This is a genomic window from Klebsiella sp. HMSC09D12 (assembly GCF_001808475.1).
Classification (GTDB): Bacteria; Pseudomonadota; Gammaproteobacteria; order Enterobacterales; family Enterobacteriaceae; genus Klebsiella; species Klebsiella oxytoca.
The window spans coordinates 79,499-95,410 of the sequence record NZ_KV793473.1 but is presented as its reverse complement, the minus strand read 5'-3'; the positions used below and the strand labels follow the sequence as shown (position 1 = coordinate 95,410).

Below are 15,912 nucleotides of genomic sequence, written 5' to 3'. Positions count from 1 at the left end.
GGACAGATGCGCAGCATCGCCTCCGGGATATTCTGCCACTCCGCACTCTCTCCCGGGGGGCACACAGCGCCTGCCCGGGCTACCGGATAGCAGACCACTGAGAACGGGTAGCCCGGACAGATGCGCAGCATCGCCTCCGGGAAAGAAAGCGGGTTACATGCTATAACCCGGTTTTTTAATCAGCTGTTCCATCTGCGGGGCGATTTCGCTGTCCCACACCTGTTGCCAGTCGCTCTCTTTAATTTCATTCAGGGCCACGCTCACCGAGCGTTCTTTGCTGTTGAGATGGCGAATCACCACCTCGGTAATATCGGCGGCCAGCGCCGCTTTTTGTTCATCATTCAGGTCGCGGGGAAAACATTTAATATCAATATGCGGCATAGCAGGCTCCTTTATTGTCAGGATGATAAAGCTAGCATAACCCGCATCATCTGGATCGCTTTTTGTGCTTTAAATCAGTTCGTTGCGGCGAAGAACGGCTTCGAGTTTGGGATGGCGATAAACCGCATCCGCCACGGCGACGAATTTTGGCGTTTGCGCCGTAAACCACTCCCGTCGCGGGCCCCAGGCACACATCGCGGCAATATAGCAGTCCAGCAGAGTTATTTCCGCCCCCAGCGCATACGGCGCGGCGGCAAGCTGCTCCTCCAGCCACAGATAAAGCGATTTGCGATAGCTGATGCAGCTTTCCCGCAGCTGCTCTGGCGCATCGGCGGCCCAGCGCTCCGGGTAATCCGCAAAGGTAAAGGTGGGATAAACGTTCGCCACCAGCCAGATGAGCAGACGCTGAAAGGCATGCCGCTGCGGCGATCCCGGCGCCGGAGCCAGATCCGGTCGCACGTCGAGGATCATCAGAGCAATCGCCGCGGATTCGGTCATCATGCTGCCATCTTCAAGCGTGAGGGTCGGCACCTGACACAGTGGGTTAATCTGCTTGAGACGGTCGCGCTGCAGGCCCGGTTGGTCAAAGCCCTCAACGTTGACAAAATGGTACGGGATATCGGCCAGCGTCAGCATCAGTTCGCTTATCGTTGAACCCCAGCCGGGTACGCCATAGACGGTGATCATATTCTGCGCCCTCAAGAAATTTGCCGCCCGTGAACAGAGCGGCTACGGGTTTAGCAACCTTGCAGTATAGGTTTGATTGAGCAATGTCGCTATGGAGTCCCCCTCGCCCAGGCTAAACCACAGCGCTACGCCGACTCACGCGCCACCAGGTGAAAGCCAATATCAATAATCGCGTCCCCTTCTTCTCCGCCTTCTATGCGGTCGGCAAGCAGCGTAGCCGCCTGCTCGCCAATGGCGTGACGGTCGACGCTGACGGTGGTGATCGCCGGACGATTGCTGGCGGCGAAATCCAGATCGCCAAAGCCGATCACCGCCAGATTCTGCGGCACGCGCAGCCCCCGGCTTTCCGCTTCCATAATCGCTCCCTGGGCAAGGGTGTCGGAACTGCAGACGATAACGTCAAACTCGCCACCGGCGAGCAGTTCGCCCAGCCCGCGTCGCCCCAGCGCCAGCGATGCCGGAAGCGGCACCTCGACCTGCGGGGCAACGTTAATTCCACTTTTGGCCAGCCGGGCCAGGAGCCCCTGCTTTCGCAACGTCGCGCGCGCATCGCCTGCCCATAGCAGTCCCGGACGACGGTAGCCTTTTTCCAGCAAATATTCGCCAATGGTTTCACCGACTTTTTCATGCGAAAAACCAACCAGCATATCCAGCGGCGTCGGGGTGAGATCCCAGATTTCCACCACCGGCGTGGCGGCGTTGAGGATCGTCCTCTTTAACGCCGGAGCGTGCTGAATACCGGTCAACACCACGCCATCCGGACGCCGGGAGAGTAAGGTTGCTACCAGCTCGGCTTCGGTCTGACGGCTATAGCCCGCCACGCACAGCAGCATATGATAGCCGCGCGCCGCCAGGGTATCGCTCAGCGCCTGGATGGTATCGACAAACATATTGTTATTGATTTGCGGCACCACCACCGCCACCAGTTTGCTGCGCCTGGAGGCCAGGCCGCCGGCCAGCGCATTGGGGATATAACCCGTGGCCTGCACCGCCTGCATCACTTTCTCTACCGTTTTTGGCCTTACCAGCTGCGGCGTATTCAGCGCCCGACTGACCGTCATCGACGACAACCCGGCGCTGCGGGCCACATCATCCAGCGTCGGCGCGCGCGTCGGTTTTCTGCTTTTCACGGCTAAGCCCCTGTGTTGGGTCGTTTCCTGTGGCCATTATTGATGATGGTCCAGGCAATTGCCAGCGCCCGTCCGTATATCCCCAATAGAATCAACGACCTGCCGAATTAAATGTTATCGCTATCATTATGATTTGTGAATTTTCACAAACCTTTTTGGAACGTGACCTGCGCTGCATAATTTTACCCTTTATAACCGCTAATTGTGATCGTTTGTACAAATTAAAATCACTTTCGTAGCACCAGGATAATTTCAGGATTAAAAATGTTAGCGCAATCATTTTACCACTAAAAAGGAACTGACTATGACCTCGAGCGCAAATTCCGACTCCGTGACCTACGCCAAAGCTTCCGGCGTCAAAACCGCCGCTGAAACCGGCGACCGCATTGAACATGTCAAACTGTCGCTGGCCTTTCTGCCGCTGGCCACCCCCGTTAGCGATGCAAAGGTTCTGACCGGTCGGCAAAAACCGCTGACCGAAGTGGCGATCATCATCGCGGAAATCCGCTCCCGGGACGGCTTTGAAGGCGTTGGCTTCAGCTATTCCAAACGCGCGGGCGGCCAGGGCATTTACGCCCATGCAAGGGAGATTGCCGATAATCTGCTCGGCGAAGACCCGAATGATATCGACAAGATCTACACCAAACTGCTGTGGGCCGGGGCTTCCGTAGGTCGTAGCGGCATGGCGGTGCAGGCAATCTCCCCTATCGATATTGCGCTGTGGGATATGAAAGCCAAACGCGCCGGGCTACCGCTGGCGAAACTGCTCGGTTCGCATCGCGATTCCGTGCAGTGTTACAACACCTCCGGCGGCTTCCTGCATACCCCGCTGGAGCAGGTGTTGAAAAACGTGGCTATCTCACGCGAGAACGGGATTGGCGGGATAAAACTGAAAGTCGGTCAGCCGAATACCGCTGAGGATATTCGCCGTCTGACGGCAGTACGCGAAGTCCTGGGCGATGACTTCCCGCTGATGGTGGACGCCAACCAGCAGTGGGACCGTGAAACCGCTATCCGCATGGGGCGCAAAATGGAGCAGTTCAATCTGATCTGGATTGAAGAGCCCCTTGACGCCTACGATGTGGAAGGCCACGCACAGCTCGCCGCCGCGCTGGATACGCCGATTGCCACCGGCGAGATGTTGACCAGCTTCCGCGAACATGAGCAGCTGATCCTCGGCAACGCCAGCGACTTCGTGCAGCCCGATGCGCCGCGCGTCGGCGGCATCTCCCCGTTCCTGAAGATTATGGATCTGGCGGCGAAGCACGGTCGCAAACTGGCCCCACACTTTGCGATGGAGGTACACCTGCATCTCGCCGCCGCCTACCCGCTCGAGCCCTGGCTGGAGCACTTCGAGTGGCTGAACCCGCTGTTTAACGAACAGCTGGAACTGCGCGACGGGCGGATGTGGGTTTCCGAACGCCACGGTCTGGGCTTCACCCTGAGCGAACAGGCCCGCCGCTGGACCCAGCAAAGCTGCGAGTTTGGCAAACGCCCTTAACCGAATTCCCCGCATGGCGGCATAAGGGCTACAGGCCGCGTAGCCCGGCAAGGCGCATCAAGCGCCGCCCCCGGGAGAATACCGCATTCTCCCGGGGGCGATGCTGCGCATCTGTCCGGGTTACCGGTCCGCGGACGACTGAAAACCCGTAGGCCTGCCGGGGAAATACCTCTTATTGGCTGTACCCACAATAAACAACCCTGCAAAGGAGTTGAAGATGACTACACCCTTAAAACGCAGCAACGTGCGTTACGGCATATTACTGTTTTTATTTCTGGCTACCGTATTTAATTATGCCGACCGGGCAACGCTGTCCGTTGTCGCGCCTATTATGAGCAAAGAGTTAGGTTTTGATCCCGAGGCGATGGGGCTGGCTTTTTCAGTTTTTGGCATCTCCTACGTCATTATGCAAATACCCGGCGGCTGGCTGCTGGATAAATATGGTTCGCGGCTGGTCTACGGCTGCGCGCTGATTGGCTGGTCGGTCGTCACCATGTTCCAGGGTACGATCTATCTGTTCGCCAGCCCGCTGATTGTACTGGTTATTCTGCGCCTGATGATGGGCGCGATAGAAGCCCCCGCCTTTCCCGCCAACAGTCGTCTGAGCGTACAGTGGTTTCCCAATAAAGAGCGCGGGTTTGTCACTTCGGTCTATCAGGCCGCGCAGTATATTTCCCTGGGGATTATTACGCCGCTAATGACGATTATTCTGCATAATTTAAGCTGGCACTACGTATTCTATTATATTGGCGCTATCGGCGTGGTGCTGGGGATATTCTGGCTGGTAAAAGTAAGAGATCCCTCTCATCATCCAAAAATTAACCAACAGGAGCTCGACTATATTCGCGAAGGCGGCGGCGAGCCGGAATTAGGCACGAAAAAAACGCAGCATAAATTAACCCTCGCGCAAATCAAAAGCGTCTGCGTCAATCGTATGATGATCGGGGTATATATTGGCCAGTTCTGCGTGACGTCAATCACCTGGTTCTTCCTGACCTGGTTTCCGACCTATCTTTACCAGGCCAAAGGCATGTCGATTCTCAAGGTCGGCTTTGTCGCCAGCATCCCGGCCATTGCCGGATTTATCGGCGGCCTGCTGGGCGGCGTGTTCTCGGACTGGCTGCTGAAACGCGGCTATAGCCTGACGACCGCCCGCAAGTTGCCGGTGATCTGCGGCATGCTGCTCTCCTGCGTCATTGTGGTCGCCAACTACACTACTTCGGAAGTGGTGGTGATCGCCGCCATGAGCCTGGCTTTCTTTGCTAAAGGGTTCGGTAACCTCGGCTGGTGCGTGCTGAGCGACACATCACCCAAGGAGATGCTGGGAATTGCCGGTGGGGTGTTCAATATGTGCGGCAACCTGGCGAGTATTATCACGCCGCTGGTTATCGGCGTGATCCTCGCTAATACTCACTCCTTCGATTACGCCATCCTGTACGTCGGTTCCATGGGCGTACTGGGCCTGTTCTCCTACCTGTTTATCGTCGGGCCGCTGGATCGCTTAACGCTGACCCCGCGCGCCGCCTGATTTAAAACTCTGGCGAGCATTCGCCTCCGCTGTTTCGCATCACACTCCTGCGAAACAGCGGTTTTTTAGTAGGTAATCCCCGGCGGATTCACCTCCGATTGCCTCACCTCTTCGCCCTGCTCGCCCCAGCGGGCCAGCACTTTCTGATACTCTCCGCGCGCTATCGCGCCATCCAGCGCGGCCTGAAGCGCATAGACCAGTCCGTTACCCTTCCTGGTGGTGGTGGCGACATAAGCCTTTTTTGGCCCCAGCCCGACGACTTTGGTTTTACCGCTGAGCGCCGCTTTGTAAGCGGCTACCGACTGCGGCCCAAAAAACACGTCCGCGCGACCGGACTGAATATAGAGATTGCCCGAAGCGTCATCGGTCAGGTAGACCGGTAGCGCAGGTTGTCGCCCGGCGGCTTCGTTTTCGGCGTTCCAGCCGAGCAAAATTCGCTCCTGGTTGGTCCCGGACCCGACAATCACTTTTTTACCAGCGAGATCCGCCGGGCCGCTCACGCTGGCGATGTCGCTGGTCGATTTTACGGAAAAGGCCAGCGAATCGACGCGATAGGTGGCAAAATCAAACTTCGCTTTCCGCTGCTCGGTTACCGCAATATTCACCAGCGCCACATCGTAGCGCCCGGAAGTAATCCCCAACGGCCAGTCCTCCCAGGCTGTGGGCACCAGCTTTAGCTTCAGCCCGAGGCTGCCGGCCAGCAGTCGGGCGATATCAGGGTCGCTGCCGATACGCGTGCGGTTATCGCTGGCCAGCAGCGCCAGCGGCGGCGAGTTGAGCGCTGAAATCGCCACCGTTAAAGTACCCGGTTCGACGAAGACGTAATCCGCCGGGATCTTCGCCACCGCCTGCTCATCGCGGGTTACCGGCAGCGGCTGCTCGTTGGCGCGCAGGTCGATAGCCGCCTGCGATGCCGCAGATAAAGAGAGTAACGCCAGGGTCAAAAATCCGTTTCTCATGCCGCTAATACCCTCGATAAAAACTGCTGCGTACGCGGGTGCTGCGGATGGTTCAGCACATCGTCGCTGCTGCCCTGCTCGACTATCTTGCCGTCGACCATAAACACCACCCGATCCGCCACCTCTTTCGCAAAGCCAATTTCGTGGGTGACCACGACCAGCGTGGTGCCGGAGCGCGCCAGCTTTTTAATCACATCCAGCACTTCCCCCACCAGCTCCGGGTCAAGCGCGGAGGTGGGTTCATCAAACAGCATCACTCGCGGGTTAAGCGCCAGCGCCCGGGCAATGGCGATGCGCTGCTGCTGACCGCCGGACAGGTGCCGCGACCAGGCGTCGGCTTTATTGCGTAGTCCAACTACGTCCAGCAGTTCGTACGCCCGCGCGATAGCCTCCTTACGGGTCGCCTGTTTATGGGCGATGGGGGCTTCAATCAGGTTTTCCAGCACCGTCAGGTGCGGGAACAGGTTGAAGTTCTGAAACACGTAGCCAACGTTGATCCGCTGGCGAAGGATCTCCTTCTCTTTCAGTTCGTAGAGCTTGTCGCCTTTACGGCGATAACCGATATAGTCGCCATCGATCTGAATAAAGCCTTCATCAACGCGCTCCAGATGATTGATCGCCCGCAGCAGCGTCGATTTTCCCGAACCGGACGGCCCGAGGATCACCGTCACCGTACCGGGTGCTATTTCCAGCGATACATCGTCCAGCGCTTTATGGCGGCCAAAGTATTTGCTGACGTCGGTAATGGAGATATGACCGTTACGAGAGTTGAGCATGGGCGGACTCCTGCGGTTGGGGACGATGAACGGTTTCAACAACGCGACGGCTGCTGCGGGCGCTATTAACCGCCGAGCGGCGCTCGCTGCGGGCCAGGCCGCGCTCGACCAGATACTGAATCAGCGACAGCACGCTGGTGATCGCCAGGTACCAGGCGGCGCCGACCATCAGCAGGGGGATCACTTCCTGGGTGCGGTTATAGATCATCTGGATGGTGTAAAACAGCTCCGGCATCGCCAGCACGTAAACCATCGCTGTCCCCTTGGCGAGGCTGATAATTTCGTTAAAACCCGCCGGTAAAATGGTGCGCAGCGCCTGCGGCAGGATAATGCGCAGCGTGCGGCGGCTGGCCGGAAGCCCCAGCGCCGCCGCCGCTTCATACTGCCCGTGATCAACCCCGAGGAAACCGCCGCGAATAATTTCGGCGGTGTAGGCGCTTTGTACCAGGGTCAGCCCGACAACGGCGGTAGAAAACTGCCCCAGCACGCTAATGGTCTCAAAACTGGCCCAGCGAATAGCGGTGAACGGAATGCCGATCGACAGGGTGTCGTAGAGATAAGAGAAGTTGTAGAGAATAATCAGCACCACGATCAGCGGCAGCGAGCGAAACAACCAGATATAGCCCCAGGCAAGGCTGCTCAGCAGCCATGAACTGGAGAGTCGCGCCAGCGCCAGCAGTCCGCCGAAGATAACGCTGAGCGCCGTCGCCAGCAGGGTCAACAGCAGCGTCTGCCCGAGGCCTTCGAGGATCACCGGGTCAAAGAACCAGCGGGCAAAGACGCCCCACTCCCAGCGCGGGTTAAAGGCAACTGATTGAATCACCACCGCCAGCACCAGCAGCGCCAGCACCGCGCCCACTGCCCGCAGCGGATAGCGCGCGGGGACAACCTTAATCGTTTCCTGGGTATGCATATTGGCTCCTTAAGCGCTCTGGCTCAGCGCGCTGACCGCCAGCGCTTTCGTAAAGCGCAGCCGACCATCGAACGGCGGCAAACTGTACTCTTCCGGATCGCGGTTGAGGTCAAACTGCGCCTCGTAGCCCTGGCTCAGATAGAGCCGCACCGCTTCCGGCTGACGAAAACCGGTCGTCAAAAAGATATGGCTGTAGCCCGCCAGCAGCGCCCGACGTTCCAGCTCCTGCACCACTTTCGCCGCCAGCCCCTGCTGGCGCAGACGACGATGGGTCCAGATCCGTTTGATTTCTGCCGTATGGGCATCTTTCGGTTTATACGCGCCGGTAGCGATAATTTCCCCCTCCCGCTCCAGCACGATAAATAGCCCCTGCGGCGCCAGATACCATTCAGTCAGCTCGACTTCGGCATCGCGGGAAAAGTAGTCGCCGTAGCGCGCGGCGTACTCGCCGAACAGGCCCTCAATAATCGGCTGCAGCTCCGGCGCTTCCGGAGAGACATCGCGGAATAGATCGCTCATCATGCCTCCTGTTAGTCGCCGAGTCCGGCCGGGTTAATTTCCGATTGCGGGATGCTCTCCACGCCTTCGCCCCAGCGACTCAGCACCTTCGCGTAATCGCCGCTGCGGATAGCGCCGTTCAGCGCCGTCTGTACCGGTTCAACCAGACCGCTGCCTTTTTTCACCGTCACGGCGATATGCGCCGCCTTCGGCCAGCCGCCGTCAACGCTGCCCACCAGCCTGGTTTTGCCGGTCAGCGCCGCTTTCCACGCGCCGATTACGTTCGGGCCGAAGAAGGCATCGGCGCGCCCGGACTGCAGCGCCAGGGTCTGAGCGGCGTCGTCTTTGGTGTAGACCGGCGTAAACGGCTTCAGCCCCTTCTTGAGATTCTCGGCGTTCCACGCCAACAAAATCGCTTCCTGGTTGGTGCCGGAGCCGACGATAATCCGCAGCCCGGCAATATCTTCGGCTTTTTCAATTTTGCTCAGCGGACTGGTGCTCTTGACGTAAAAACCCAGCGAATCTTTGCGGTAGGTGGCGAAATCAAACTTCTCTTTGCGCTCTTTGGTCACGGTGATATTGCTGACCGCCGCATCATATTTGCCGGAGGCGACGCCGAGCGGCCAGTCTTCCCACGAGGTGGGCACCACGTTTAGCTCCAGCCCGAGGCTGTCGGCCACCAGGCGGGCGATATCCACCTCGCTGCCGAGCAGGGTTTTGTTATCATCAGAAAACACGGTCAGCGGCGGCGAATTCAGCGCGGCGACCGCGACGGTCAGCTTACCCGGCACCGCCAGGTGGAGACCTTTCGGCAGTTGGGCGATAGCCTGAGGGTTTTTTGCCGTGTGAATCGGCGTTTTGTTAGCTTCGAGGCTCACGCCGGTGCCGTTGATCGTGACGTTCTGCGCCCAGGATGACGCGCTCACGGCCAGCGCCAGCGCCAGTAATAGCGATTTTTTCTGCGTTTTCTGCATAGCGGGTGTTCTCTATTATTGCTTTTGGAATTGATTGACGGGCTCTGCCAGCCCTAAACTTTCGCGCAGCGTGGTGCCGGGATATTCTTCACGGAATAATCCACGCTGCTGCAGGATCGGTACCACCTGGTCCACAAAACGCGGGAAGGTATCCGGCGTACCGCCCTGGATAATAAAACCGTCCGCCGCGCGCTGTTCAAACCACTGCTGTAGCCCATCTGCCACCTCTGCGGCGGTTCCGGCAAAACGCGGTCGCGGGCTGGCTGCCTCCAGCGCGACCTGGCGCAGGGTCAGGCCGCGTTCGCGGGCGTTGCGTTTAATCTCATCGGTGGTGCTGCGAAAGCTGTTCTGCCCGAGGTCGCCGATATCCGGGAACGCCTCATCCAACGGATATTGGGCGAAATCGTGATGCTCAAAATAGCGGCCAAGATAATTCAGCGCGTCCTCAATCGATACCAGCGCGGCGGTGGTCTGGTATTGCTGTTCCACATCGTCGGCGCTATCGCCAACGATCACGCTGACGCCCTGGAATATGTGTAGTTCACTCTCCCGGCGGCCGTACGCGTCGAGCTGGCTTTTGACGTCGCGATAAAAGGCCTGCGCTTCCGCCAGCGAGTCCTGATGGGTAAAAATAGCGTCGGCATGGCTGGCGGCTAATTTTTTACCGTCTTCGGAAGCGCCCGCCTGAAAGATAATGGGTCGGCCCTGCGGCGTGCGGGCAATATTTAGCGGGCCGGCCACTTTGAAGAAATCACCGTGATGATTAAGCGTATGCAGCTTATTTTTATCAAAGAACTGGCCGCTCTCTTTATTACGAATAAACGCGTCCTGTTCCCATGAATCCCACAGGCCTTTAACGACCTGAAGATATTCATCGGCGATGCGGTAGCGCAGCGCATGATCGGGATGCTGCGCCCGGGAGAAGTTTTTCGCTGAGCCTTCGAGCGGCGATGTCACCACGTTCCAGCCAGCGCGTCCTCCGCTCAGATGATCGAGGCTGGCGAACTGGCGAGCGGTGGTAAAGGGCTCGCTGTAGGAGGTCGACAAGGTGCCGACGAGGCCTAAACGCGAGGTTACCGCTGCAAGGGTGGATAATACGGTGAGTGGTTCAAAACGGTTTAAAAAATGCGGGATCGATTTTTCATTAATATATAAGCCATCGGCAACAAAAATAAAATCGAGCTTGCCCTCTTCCGCTTTTAACGCCGTCTGCTTCACGAACTCAAAGTTAATACTGGCGTCGGCCAGCGCGGCCGGATGGCGCCAGGCCGACATATTTCCCGATGCGCCATGTAAGATAGTGCCAATGCGCAGCTGTCGTTGTTCAGACATCGTTAATCCTTAGTCTATGACCCTGAATAATTAAAGTTCTTTCAACGCCTGCTCTGCCAGATCGGCAAAGTAGTGCGCCGCCGGCGCGATTAAGCGCTCATCCGGGTTAAACGCCGGATGGTGAAGACCAAACTCGCTGGCGCTGCCGATGCTGACGAACGCGCCGGGAATATGCTGAAGATAAACGGCGAAATCCTCTCCGCCGAGATGGAGATCCGCATGGTGCGTGCGGTAGCCGGATCGATCGGCCACGTGGCTGGCGAAAGCCGCCCAGCGCTCATCATTGACCAGCGCGGTCGGCCCGGCGTACCAGAAGACATCGATCTGCGCGCCGAAGGCGCTGGCGAAGCCGGCGGCAATCTCGCTCACCCGCACCTTCACCCGCTGCTGGACTTCGCTGCTGTGGGTGCGCAGCGTTCCTTCCAGCTCGACGCTTTCCGGCAGGACATTCCACGTATTGCCGCCCTGAATCCGCGTGACGCTCAGCACCACGGAATCGAGGGTGTTCACTTCGCGGCTGGCGACGCTTTGCAGCAGGGTCACCAGCTGGCTGGCCAGCAGAATGGCGTCCTTCCCTTCATGAGGCCGGGCGGCGTGAGCGCCTTTGCCGGTCACCTTAAACACAAAGCGATCGACGTTGGCATAAAACGCGCCGCCTCGGGTGGCGAATTCCCCCACCGGCAGCCCCGGTTCATTATGCATACCGAAAATGGCGGAAACGCCCTCCAGCACGCCGGCGCGAATCAGGGTTTTCGCGCCGCCGAAGCTCTCCTCCGCCGGCTGGAACAGAATGCGGACGCGTCCCGCCAGCTGCGCTTCGCGTTGTTTCAGCAGTAAGGCCGCGCCAAGGATCACGCTGGTATGAATATCATGCCCGCAGGCGTGCATCACGCCGGCATTCAGCGAGCGAAACGGCACGCTGGCCGCCTCTTCGATAGGCAGCGCATCAATATCGGCACGCAGGGCAATCACCTTATTGCCGCTCCCAACCTCGGCAACCGCGCCGGTTTTCAGATCATATGGCAACAGGCTGATGCCGCCGCTTTGTAGCCAGTCGCGAATACGCGCGGTGGTGTCGACCTCCTGCAGCGAAAGTTCCGGATACTGATGCAGCTCGCGCCGCCAGCGAATTAACTGTTCGGCAAGGCTCATGGCTGGACCTCCGCGCTCAGATGCGCCCGGGCCAACAGCCGCAGGGAGTTAAGGCGCGCCGCGCCGTCGCTAATGGGCGTGTCGATAATAAATTCGTCGATGTTCCACGCCGACTGCAAGGCATCCAGCTGCGCTTTCACCTGCTCGGGGGTGCCGAACAGCACGGCCGATTCCCGCCGGGCGATACGCGTCGGCCTGCTGCCCGCCTGACGGGCAAAGGCGGCCGCCTGCGCTTCGCTGCCGACGGTCACCCGCTGACCGTTTTCCAGCTCAACGCCCCATGCTTCGACGGATTTTGCCAGCGCCGCGGCCGCTGCGGCCTCTTCGGCCACAATAACCTGAACGGCGATAATGGCGTCGCGACGGCTCAGTTCGCGCCAGCGGGTTAACACCTCCCGCAGCAGTTGCTTATCGCCGTTGAGATGGGCGGCGAAGACGAAGTTCCAGTCCAGCTGCGCCGCCAGCTGCGCGCTCTCCAGGCTGGCGCCGAGCAGAAAACCGTCGGCGCGACGCGGCGGGATTGGGGTTGCGCGGACGCTCTCTTCACCATCGGTTTCGGTCAGCGACAGCCAGTTGTCGAGCTGCGCCAGCTGGTCGGCAAAACTCCCCTTTTGCTGGAGATTAAGTCCCTGCTGCAACGCGCGAGTGGAGAGCGGCAGTCCGCCGGGGGCTTTGCCCACGCCCAGATCCACGCGGCCCGGGGCAAGAGAAGCCAGCATATTGAAGTTCTCCGCCACCTTATATGGGCTGTAGTGCTGCAGCATAACGCCGCCGGAGCCAACGCGAATGCTGCGGGTCTGGCCGAGGATCCAGGCAATCGCCAGTTCCGGCGACGGGCTGGCGAGCTGGTCGGTGTTGTGGTGTTCGGCGATCCAGAAACGGTGATATCCCCAGGCTTCCGCCTGTTGCGCGAGCGTTAATGTGCGCGCCAGCGCCTGGGCGGCCGTTTCTCCGGCTGCCAGCGGGCTTTTATCCAGGATACTGATTCGATAAGACATTTCGCAGGCTCATGTGAATTAACATGTCTGCATTATTAGAAGCGCCCGCGGCTGGAGAGAAACAATTTATTTACATGTGCTCTGCCGAAAATTAGATATGCGGTGAGGTAAATGTCCCCGGAGGCGATGCCACGTCACGACACATTCCCCGGGTTGCGGCGTAAACGCCTTACCCGGGCTACGAGTTCCCGGCAATCTGCGGCCCGGTAGCCCGGGCAGGGGCTTTGCGCCGCCCCCGGAAAAAGAGCGCAGAGTGACAGGATTTCCCGGAGGCGATGCTGCGCATCTGTTCGGGCTACGCGTCCTCAGCAGTCTGCGGCCCGGTAGCCCGGGCAAGGGCTTTGCGCCGCCCCCCGGAAAAAGAGCGCAGAGTCGGCAGAATTCCCGGAGGCGATGCTGCGCATCTGTCCGGGCTACGCGTCCTGAGCAATCTGCGGGCCTGTAGCCCGGCTAAGCGCAGCGCGAGCCGGGGGATTATCGGCTATTCTGCCGAAGCTCGCGCACCAGCGCCTCGGTCTGCTGCTGGTTGCGTAAGCGCACAAAGCGAATATGTCGATACTGCGGATCCTGCATATCCGCCAGATAGCGGTGGCGATTATTGCGCCAGGTTTTTAGCGTCCAGAGAATAATGGAGTCCCGGCTAAAGAAGGAGCGGCGGAAGGTTTCACTGTTACCGGTGCCGGGCCACAGTTCCTGGCGTCGGCTGGCACGCGATGCCGCGCGCCAGATAGCCTGGCGCATCGTGCGCCAGAAGCTGTAATCCACCCACACCACCAGATCCACGTCGCGCCATTTTACCGGACGACTGCGGTTATAGTTGCCGTCAAGCACCCAGCCTGGCGCGGCGAGCGCGGCGGCCAGCTTAGCGTAGAACTCATCGTCCGGCGTCCCTTGCCACTCGGGCAGCCAGTAGAGCACATCCATTTCGATATAAGGCAGAGACAGTTCCTGAGCCAGCCGACGCGCGAGGGTAGATTTGCCGACGCCGCTGGTCCCTACTACGTTGATTTTCATCGTGGCCTCTCGGGCAAAACGCGGGCGGAAAAGCATAGCGCAATACCGTTAAAACGCTGAGCAAAATTTCCAGGGTGCCGGGGAAGGACTTAAACCTGCTGATCTCATTGATATTTAAGCAAGTGCTGTCGACAAATCTTTTACGTGCGTCCATTTTCCGATACGTGTAGGATTCTCCGCCATGCTCGCTTATCTCATTCATCAGAATGATGGGAGAGCCAGCAGCACGAACCACTTCATGGACATTGACAGGAAAATAGCGACATCAATGAATACAAAACACTCTAGCGTGGCGGAGCAGCACGCTGCCAAACGCCACTGGCTAAACTCGCAGGAGTCCGGCTACCACAAGGCGATGGGTAACCGTCAGGTGCAGATGATTGCCATCGGCGGCGCGATTGGTACCGGCCTGTTCCTCGGCGCGGGCGCGCGCCTGCAAATGGCGGGACCGGCGCTGGCGCTGGTTTATCTGGTCTGCGGCCTCTTCTCGTTCTTTATTTTACGCGCGCTTGGCGAGCTGGTGCTTCATCGCCCTTCCAGCGGCAGCTTCGTCTCCTACGCCCGCGAGTTCCTCGGCGAAAAAGCGGCTTACGTTGCGGGCTGGATGTACTTCATCAACTGGGCGATGACCGGGATTGTCGATATCACCGCCGTCGCGCTGTATATGCACTACTGGGGCGCGTTCGGCGACGTTCCGCAGTGGGTCTTTGCCCTCGGCGCGCTGGCGATCGTCGGCACCATGAATATGATCGGCGTGAAATGGTTCGCCGAGATGGAGTTCTGGTTCGCGCTGGTCAAGGTACTGGCAATCGTGGCGTTTCTGGTGGTCGGGACTATTTTTCTTGGCACCGGCAAGCCGCTGGATGGCAATGCCACCGGTTTCCATCTGATCACCGATAACGGCGGTCTGTTCCCGCACGGCCTGCTCCCGGCGCTGGTGCTGGTTCAGGGCGTGGTTTTCGCCTTCGCTTCTATTGAACTGGTAGGTACCGCCGCCGGCGAGTGTAAAGATCCGCAGACCATGGTGCCGCGCGCCATCAACAGCGTCATCTGGCGTATTGGTCTGTTCTACGTTGGCTCGGTGCTGCTGCTGGTGCTGCTGCTACCGTGGAATGCCTATCAGGCCGGGCAGAGTCCGTTCGTCACCTTCTTCTCGAAGCTGGGCGTGCCGTATATCGGCAGCGTGATGAATATTGTGGTATTAACCGCCGCGCTCTCCAGCCTCAACTCCGGACTGTACTGCACCGGGCGTATTCTGCGCTCCATGTCGATGGGCGGTTCGGCGCCTAAATTTATGTCGAAAATGAGCCGCCATCACGTGCCGTATGCCGGTATTCTGGCGACGCTGGGCGTCTATGTCGTTGGGGTATTCCTCAACTACCTGGTGCCTTCGCAGGTGTTTGAGATAGTCCTCAACGTCGCTTCGCTGGGCATCATCGCCTCGTGGGGATTTATTGTGGTGTGCCAGATGCGCCTGCGCAAGGCGATCAAAGAAGGCAAGGCCGCAGACGTCAGCTTCAAGATGCCGGGAGCGCCTTTTACTTCCTGGCTGACCCTGCTATTCCTGCTGAGCGTGCTGGTATTAATGGCTTTCGATTACCCGAATGGGACTTATACCATCGGTTCGATTCCGCTGATTGCCGTTTTGCTGGTCGCCGGCTGGTTTGGCGTACGCAAGCGCGTGCATGATATTCACAGCACTGCGCCGGATATTGAAAAACCGTAACTCGTCCCTTTTGCGGTTTGCCCGGTGGGGCAAACCGCAACTGCAGAACTTAATTATCTTCCACCAGCTGAGCAACATCGCTGCTGTTAATCTGGCGCTTATTGCCCGACTCATCGGTATAGCTGGTCATGCCGGTATCTTTATCCAGCTTCGGTTTGCCCTGCGTCACAATGGTTTGCCCGCTTTTCGTCGTCATCACGTAGTTTGAGCTACAGCCTGCCAGCAAAGCCAGCATTGCGCCGGCGCAAACGACCATCAATGTTCTTTTCATCATATCTCCAGGATTAATGCCACCGTCCCGCTTGCGCAGGAAAGCGGTAAGTTTATAGCCATTACATTTGTC

At 58.7% G+C, this 15,912-nt stretch carries 14 protein-coding genes and 1 pseudogene; 3 read left to right on the top strand and 12 right to left on the bottom strand.

The window, feature by feature from the left end:
- Positions 1–153 precede the first annotated feature (153 nt).
- The 3 genes from pptA to HMPREF3178_RS11925 form a co-directional block, all read right to left on the bottom strand.
- Positions 154–381, bottom strand: coding sequence for a tautomerase PptA (pptA, locus tag HMPREF3178_RS11935; RefSeq protein WP_004101884.1), 228 nt, complete (start codon positions 379–381; stop codon positions 154–156).
- Positions 382–450: 69 nt separating this feature from the next.
- Positions 451–1,068 carry a glutathione S-transferase family protein gene (locus HMPREF3178_RS11930; RefSeq protein WP_017145941.1) on the bottom strand — a complete coding sequence of 206 codons (618 nt, stop codon included), beginning with the start codon at positions 1,066–1,068 and terminating at the stop codon, positions 451–453.
- 125 nt (positions 1,069–1,193) lie between these two features.
- Positions 1,194–2,198 (bottom strand): LacI family DNA-binding transcriptional regulator, encoded by a 1,005-nt coding sequence (locus HMPREF3178_RS11925; protein WP_017145942.1) that lies wholly within the window; start codon positions 2,196–2,198, stop codon positions 1,194–1,196.
- Between the two features lie 304 nt (positions 2,199–2,502).
- Here HMPREF3178_RS11925 and HMPREF3178_RS11920 point away from each other — a divergent pair, with 304 nt between their 5' ends.
- Entirely contained in the window at positions 2,503–3,699 is a 1,197-nt protein-coding gene (locus HMPREF3178_RS11920; RefSeq protein ID WP_017145943.1) for an L-talarate/galactarate dehydratase, read from the top strand.
- A gap of 217 nt (positions 3,700–3,916) precedes the next feature.
- Positions 3,917–5,227: an MFS transporter gene (locus tag HMPREF3178_RS11915; protein ID WP_017145944.1), complete on the top strand. Its 1,311-nt coding sequence runs from the start codon at positions 3,917–3,919 to the stop codon at positions 5,225–5,227.
- 65 nt (positions 5,228–5,292) lie between these two features.
- Here HMPREF3178_RS11915 and HMPREF3178_RS11910 read toward each other — a convergent pair whose 3' ends face one another.
- The 8 genes and pseudogenes from HMPREF3178_RS11910 to HMPREF3178_RS11870 form a co-directional block, all read right to left on the bottom strand.
- Positions 5,293–6,186 (bottom strand): transporter substrate-binding domain-containing protein, encoded by an 894-nt coding sequence (locus HMPREF3178_RS11910; RefSeq protein WP_016807837.1) that lies wholly within the window; start codon positions 6,184–6,186, stop codon positions 5,293–5,295.
- Positions 6,183–6,962 (bottom strand): amino acid ABC transporter ATP-binding protein, encoded by a 780-nt coding sequence (locus HMPREF3178_RS11905; RefSeq protein WP_017145945.1) that lies wholly within the window; start codon positions 6,960–6,962, stop codon positions 6,183–6,185. Before HMPREF3178_RS11905 ends, HMPREF3178_RS11910 begins: the two co-directional genes overlap by 4 nt.
- Complete coding sequence (locus tag HMPREF3178_RS11900) at positions 6,946–7,875, bottom strand: amino acid ABC transporter permease (protein ID WP_004101870.1); 930 nt, start codon at positions 7,873–7,875, stop codon at positions 6,946–6,948. The genes HMPREF3178_RS11905 and HMPREF3178_RS11900 overlap by 17 nt, the downstream gene beginning before the upstream one ends.
- Before the next feature lie 9 nt (positions 7,876–7,884).
- Positions 7,885–8,394: a GNAT family N-acetyltransferase gene (locus HMPREF3178_RS11895; protein ID WP_016807839.1), complete on the bottom strand. Its 510-nt coding sequence runs from the start codon at positions 8,392–8,394 to the stop codon at positions 7,885–7,887.
- An 11-nt stretch (positions 8,395–8,405) separates the two neighbouring features.
- Positions 8,406–10,679: pseudogene (locus tag HMPREF3178_RS31710) on the bottom strand (NtaA/DmoA family FMN-dependent monooxygenase).
- 30 nt (positions 10,680–10,709) lie between these two features.
- Positions 10,710–11,831 (bottom strand): amidohydrolase, encoded by a 1,122-nt coding sequence (locus HMPREF3178_RS11880; protein WP_017145947.1) that lies wholly within the window; start codon positions 11,829–11,831, stop codon positions 10,710–10,712.
- Positions 11,828–12,829 (bottom strand): LLM class flavin-dependent oxidoreductase, encoded by a 1,002-nt coding sequence (locus tag HMPREF3178_RS11875; RefSeq protein ID WP_004101863.1) that lies wholly within the window; start codon positions 12,827–12,829, stop codon positions 11,828–11,830. Before HMPREF3178_RS11875 ends, HMPREF3178_RS11880 begins: the two co-directional genes overlap by 4 nt.
- A 474-nt stretch (positions 12,830–13,303) precedes the next feature.
- Entirely contained in the window at positions 13,304–13,843 is a 540-nt protein-coding gene (locus tag HMPREF3178_RS11870; RefSeq protein ID WP_024274124.1) for an AAA family ATPase, read from the bottom strand.
- Between the two features lie 268 nt (positions 13,844–14,111).
- Between HMPREF3178_RS11870 and ansP the strand changes: the two genes are divergently transcribed.
- Positions 14,112–15,569, top strand: a complete 1,458-nt coding sequence (gene ansP / locus HMPREF3178_RS11865) for an L-asparagine permease (RefSeq protein WP_016807843.1) — start codon at positions 14,112–14,114, stop codon at positions 15,567–15,569.
- Between the two features lie 49 nt (positions 15,570–15,618).
- On the opposite strand, the gene HMPREF3178_RS11860 is transcribed toward ansP, so the two are convergent.
- Positions 15,619–15,840, bottom strand: a complete 222-nt coding sequence (locus HMPREF3178_RS11860) for a YgdI/YgdR family lipoprotein (RefSeq protein ID WP_004101857.1) — start codon at positions 15,838–15,840, stop codon at positions 15,619–15,621.
- Positions 15,841–15,912 lie beyond the last annotated feature (72 nt).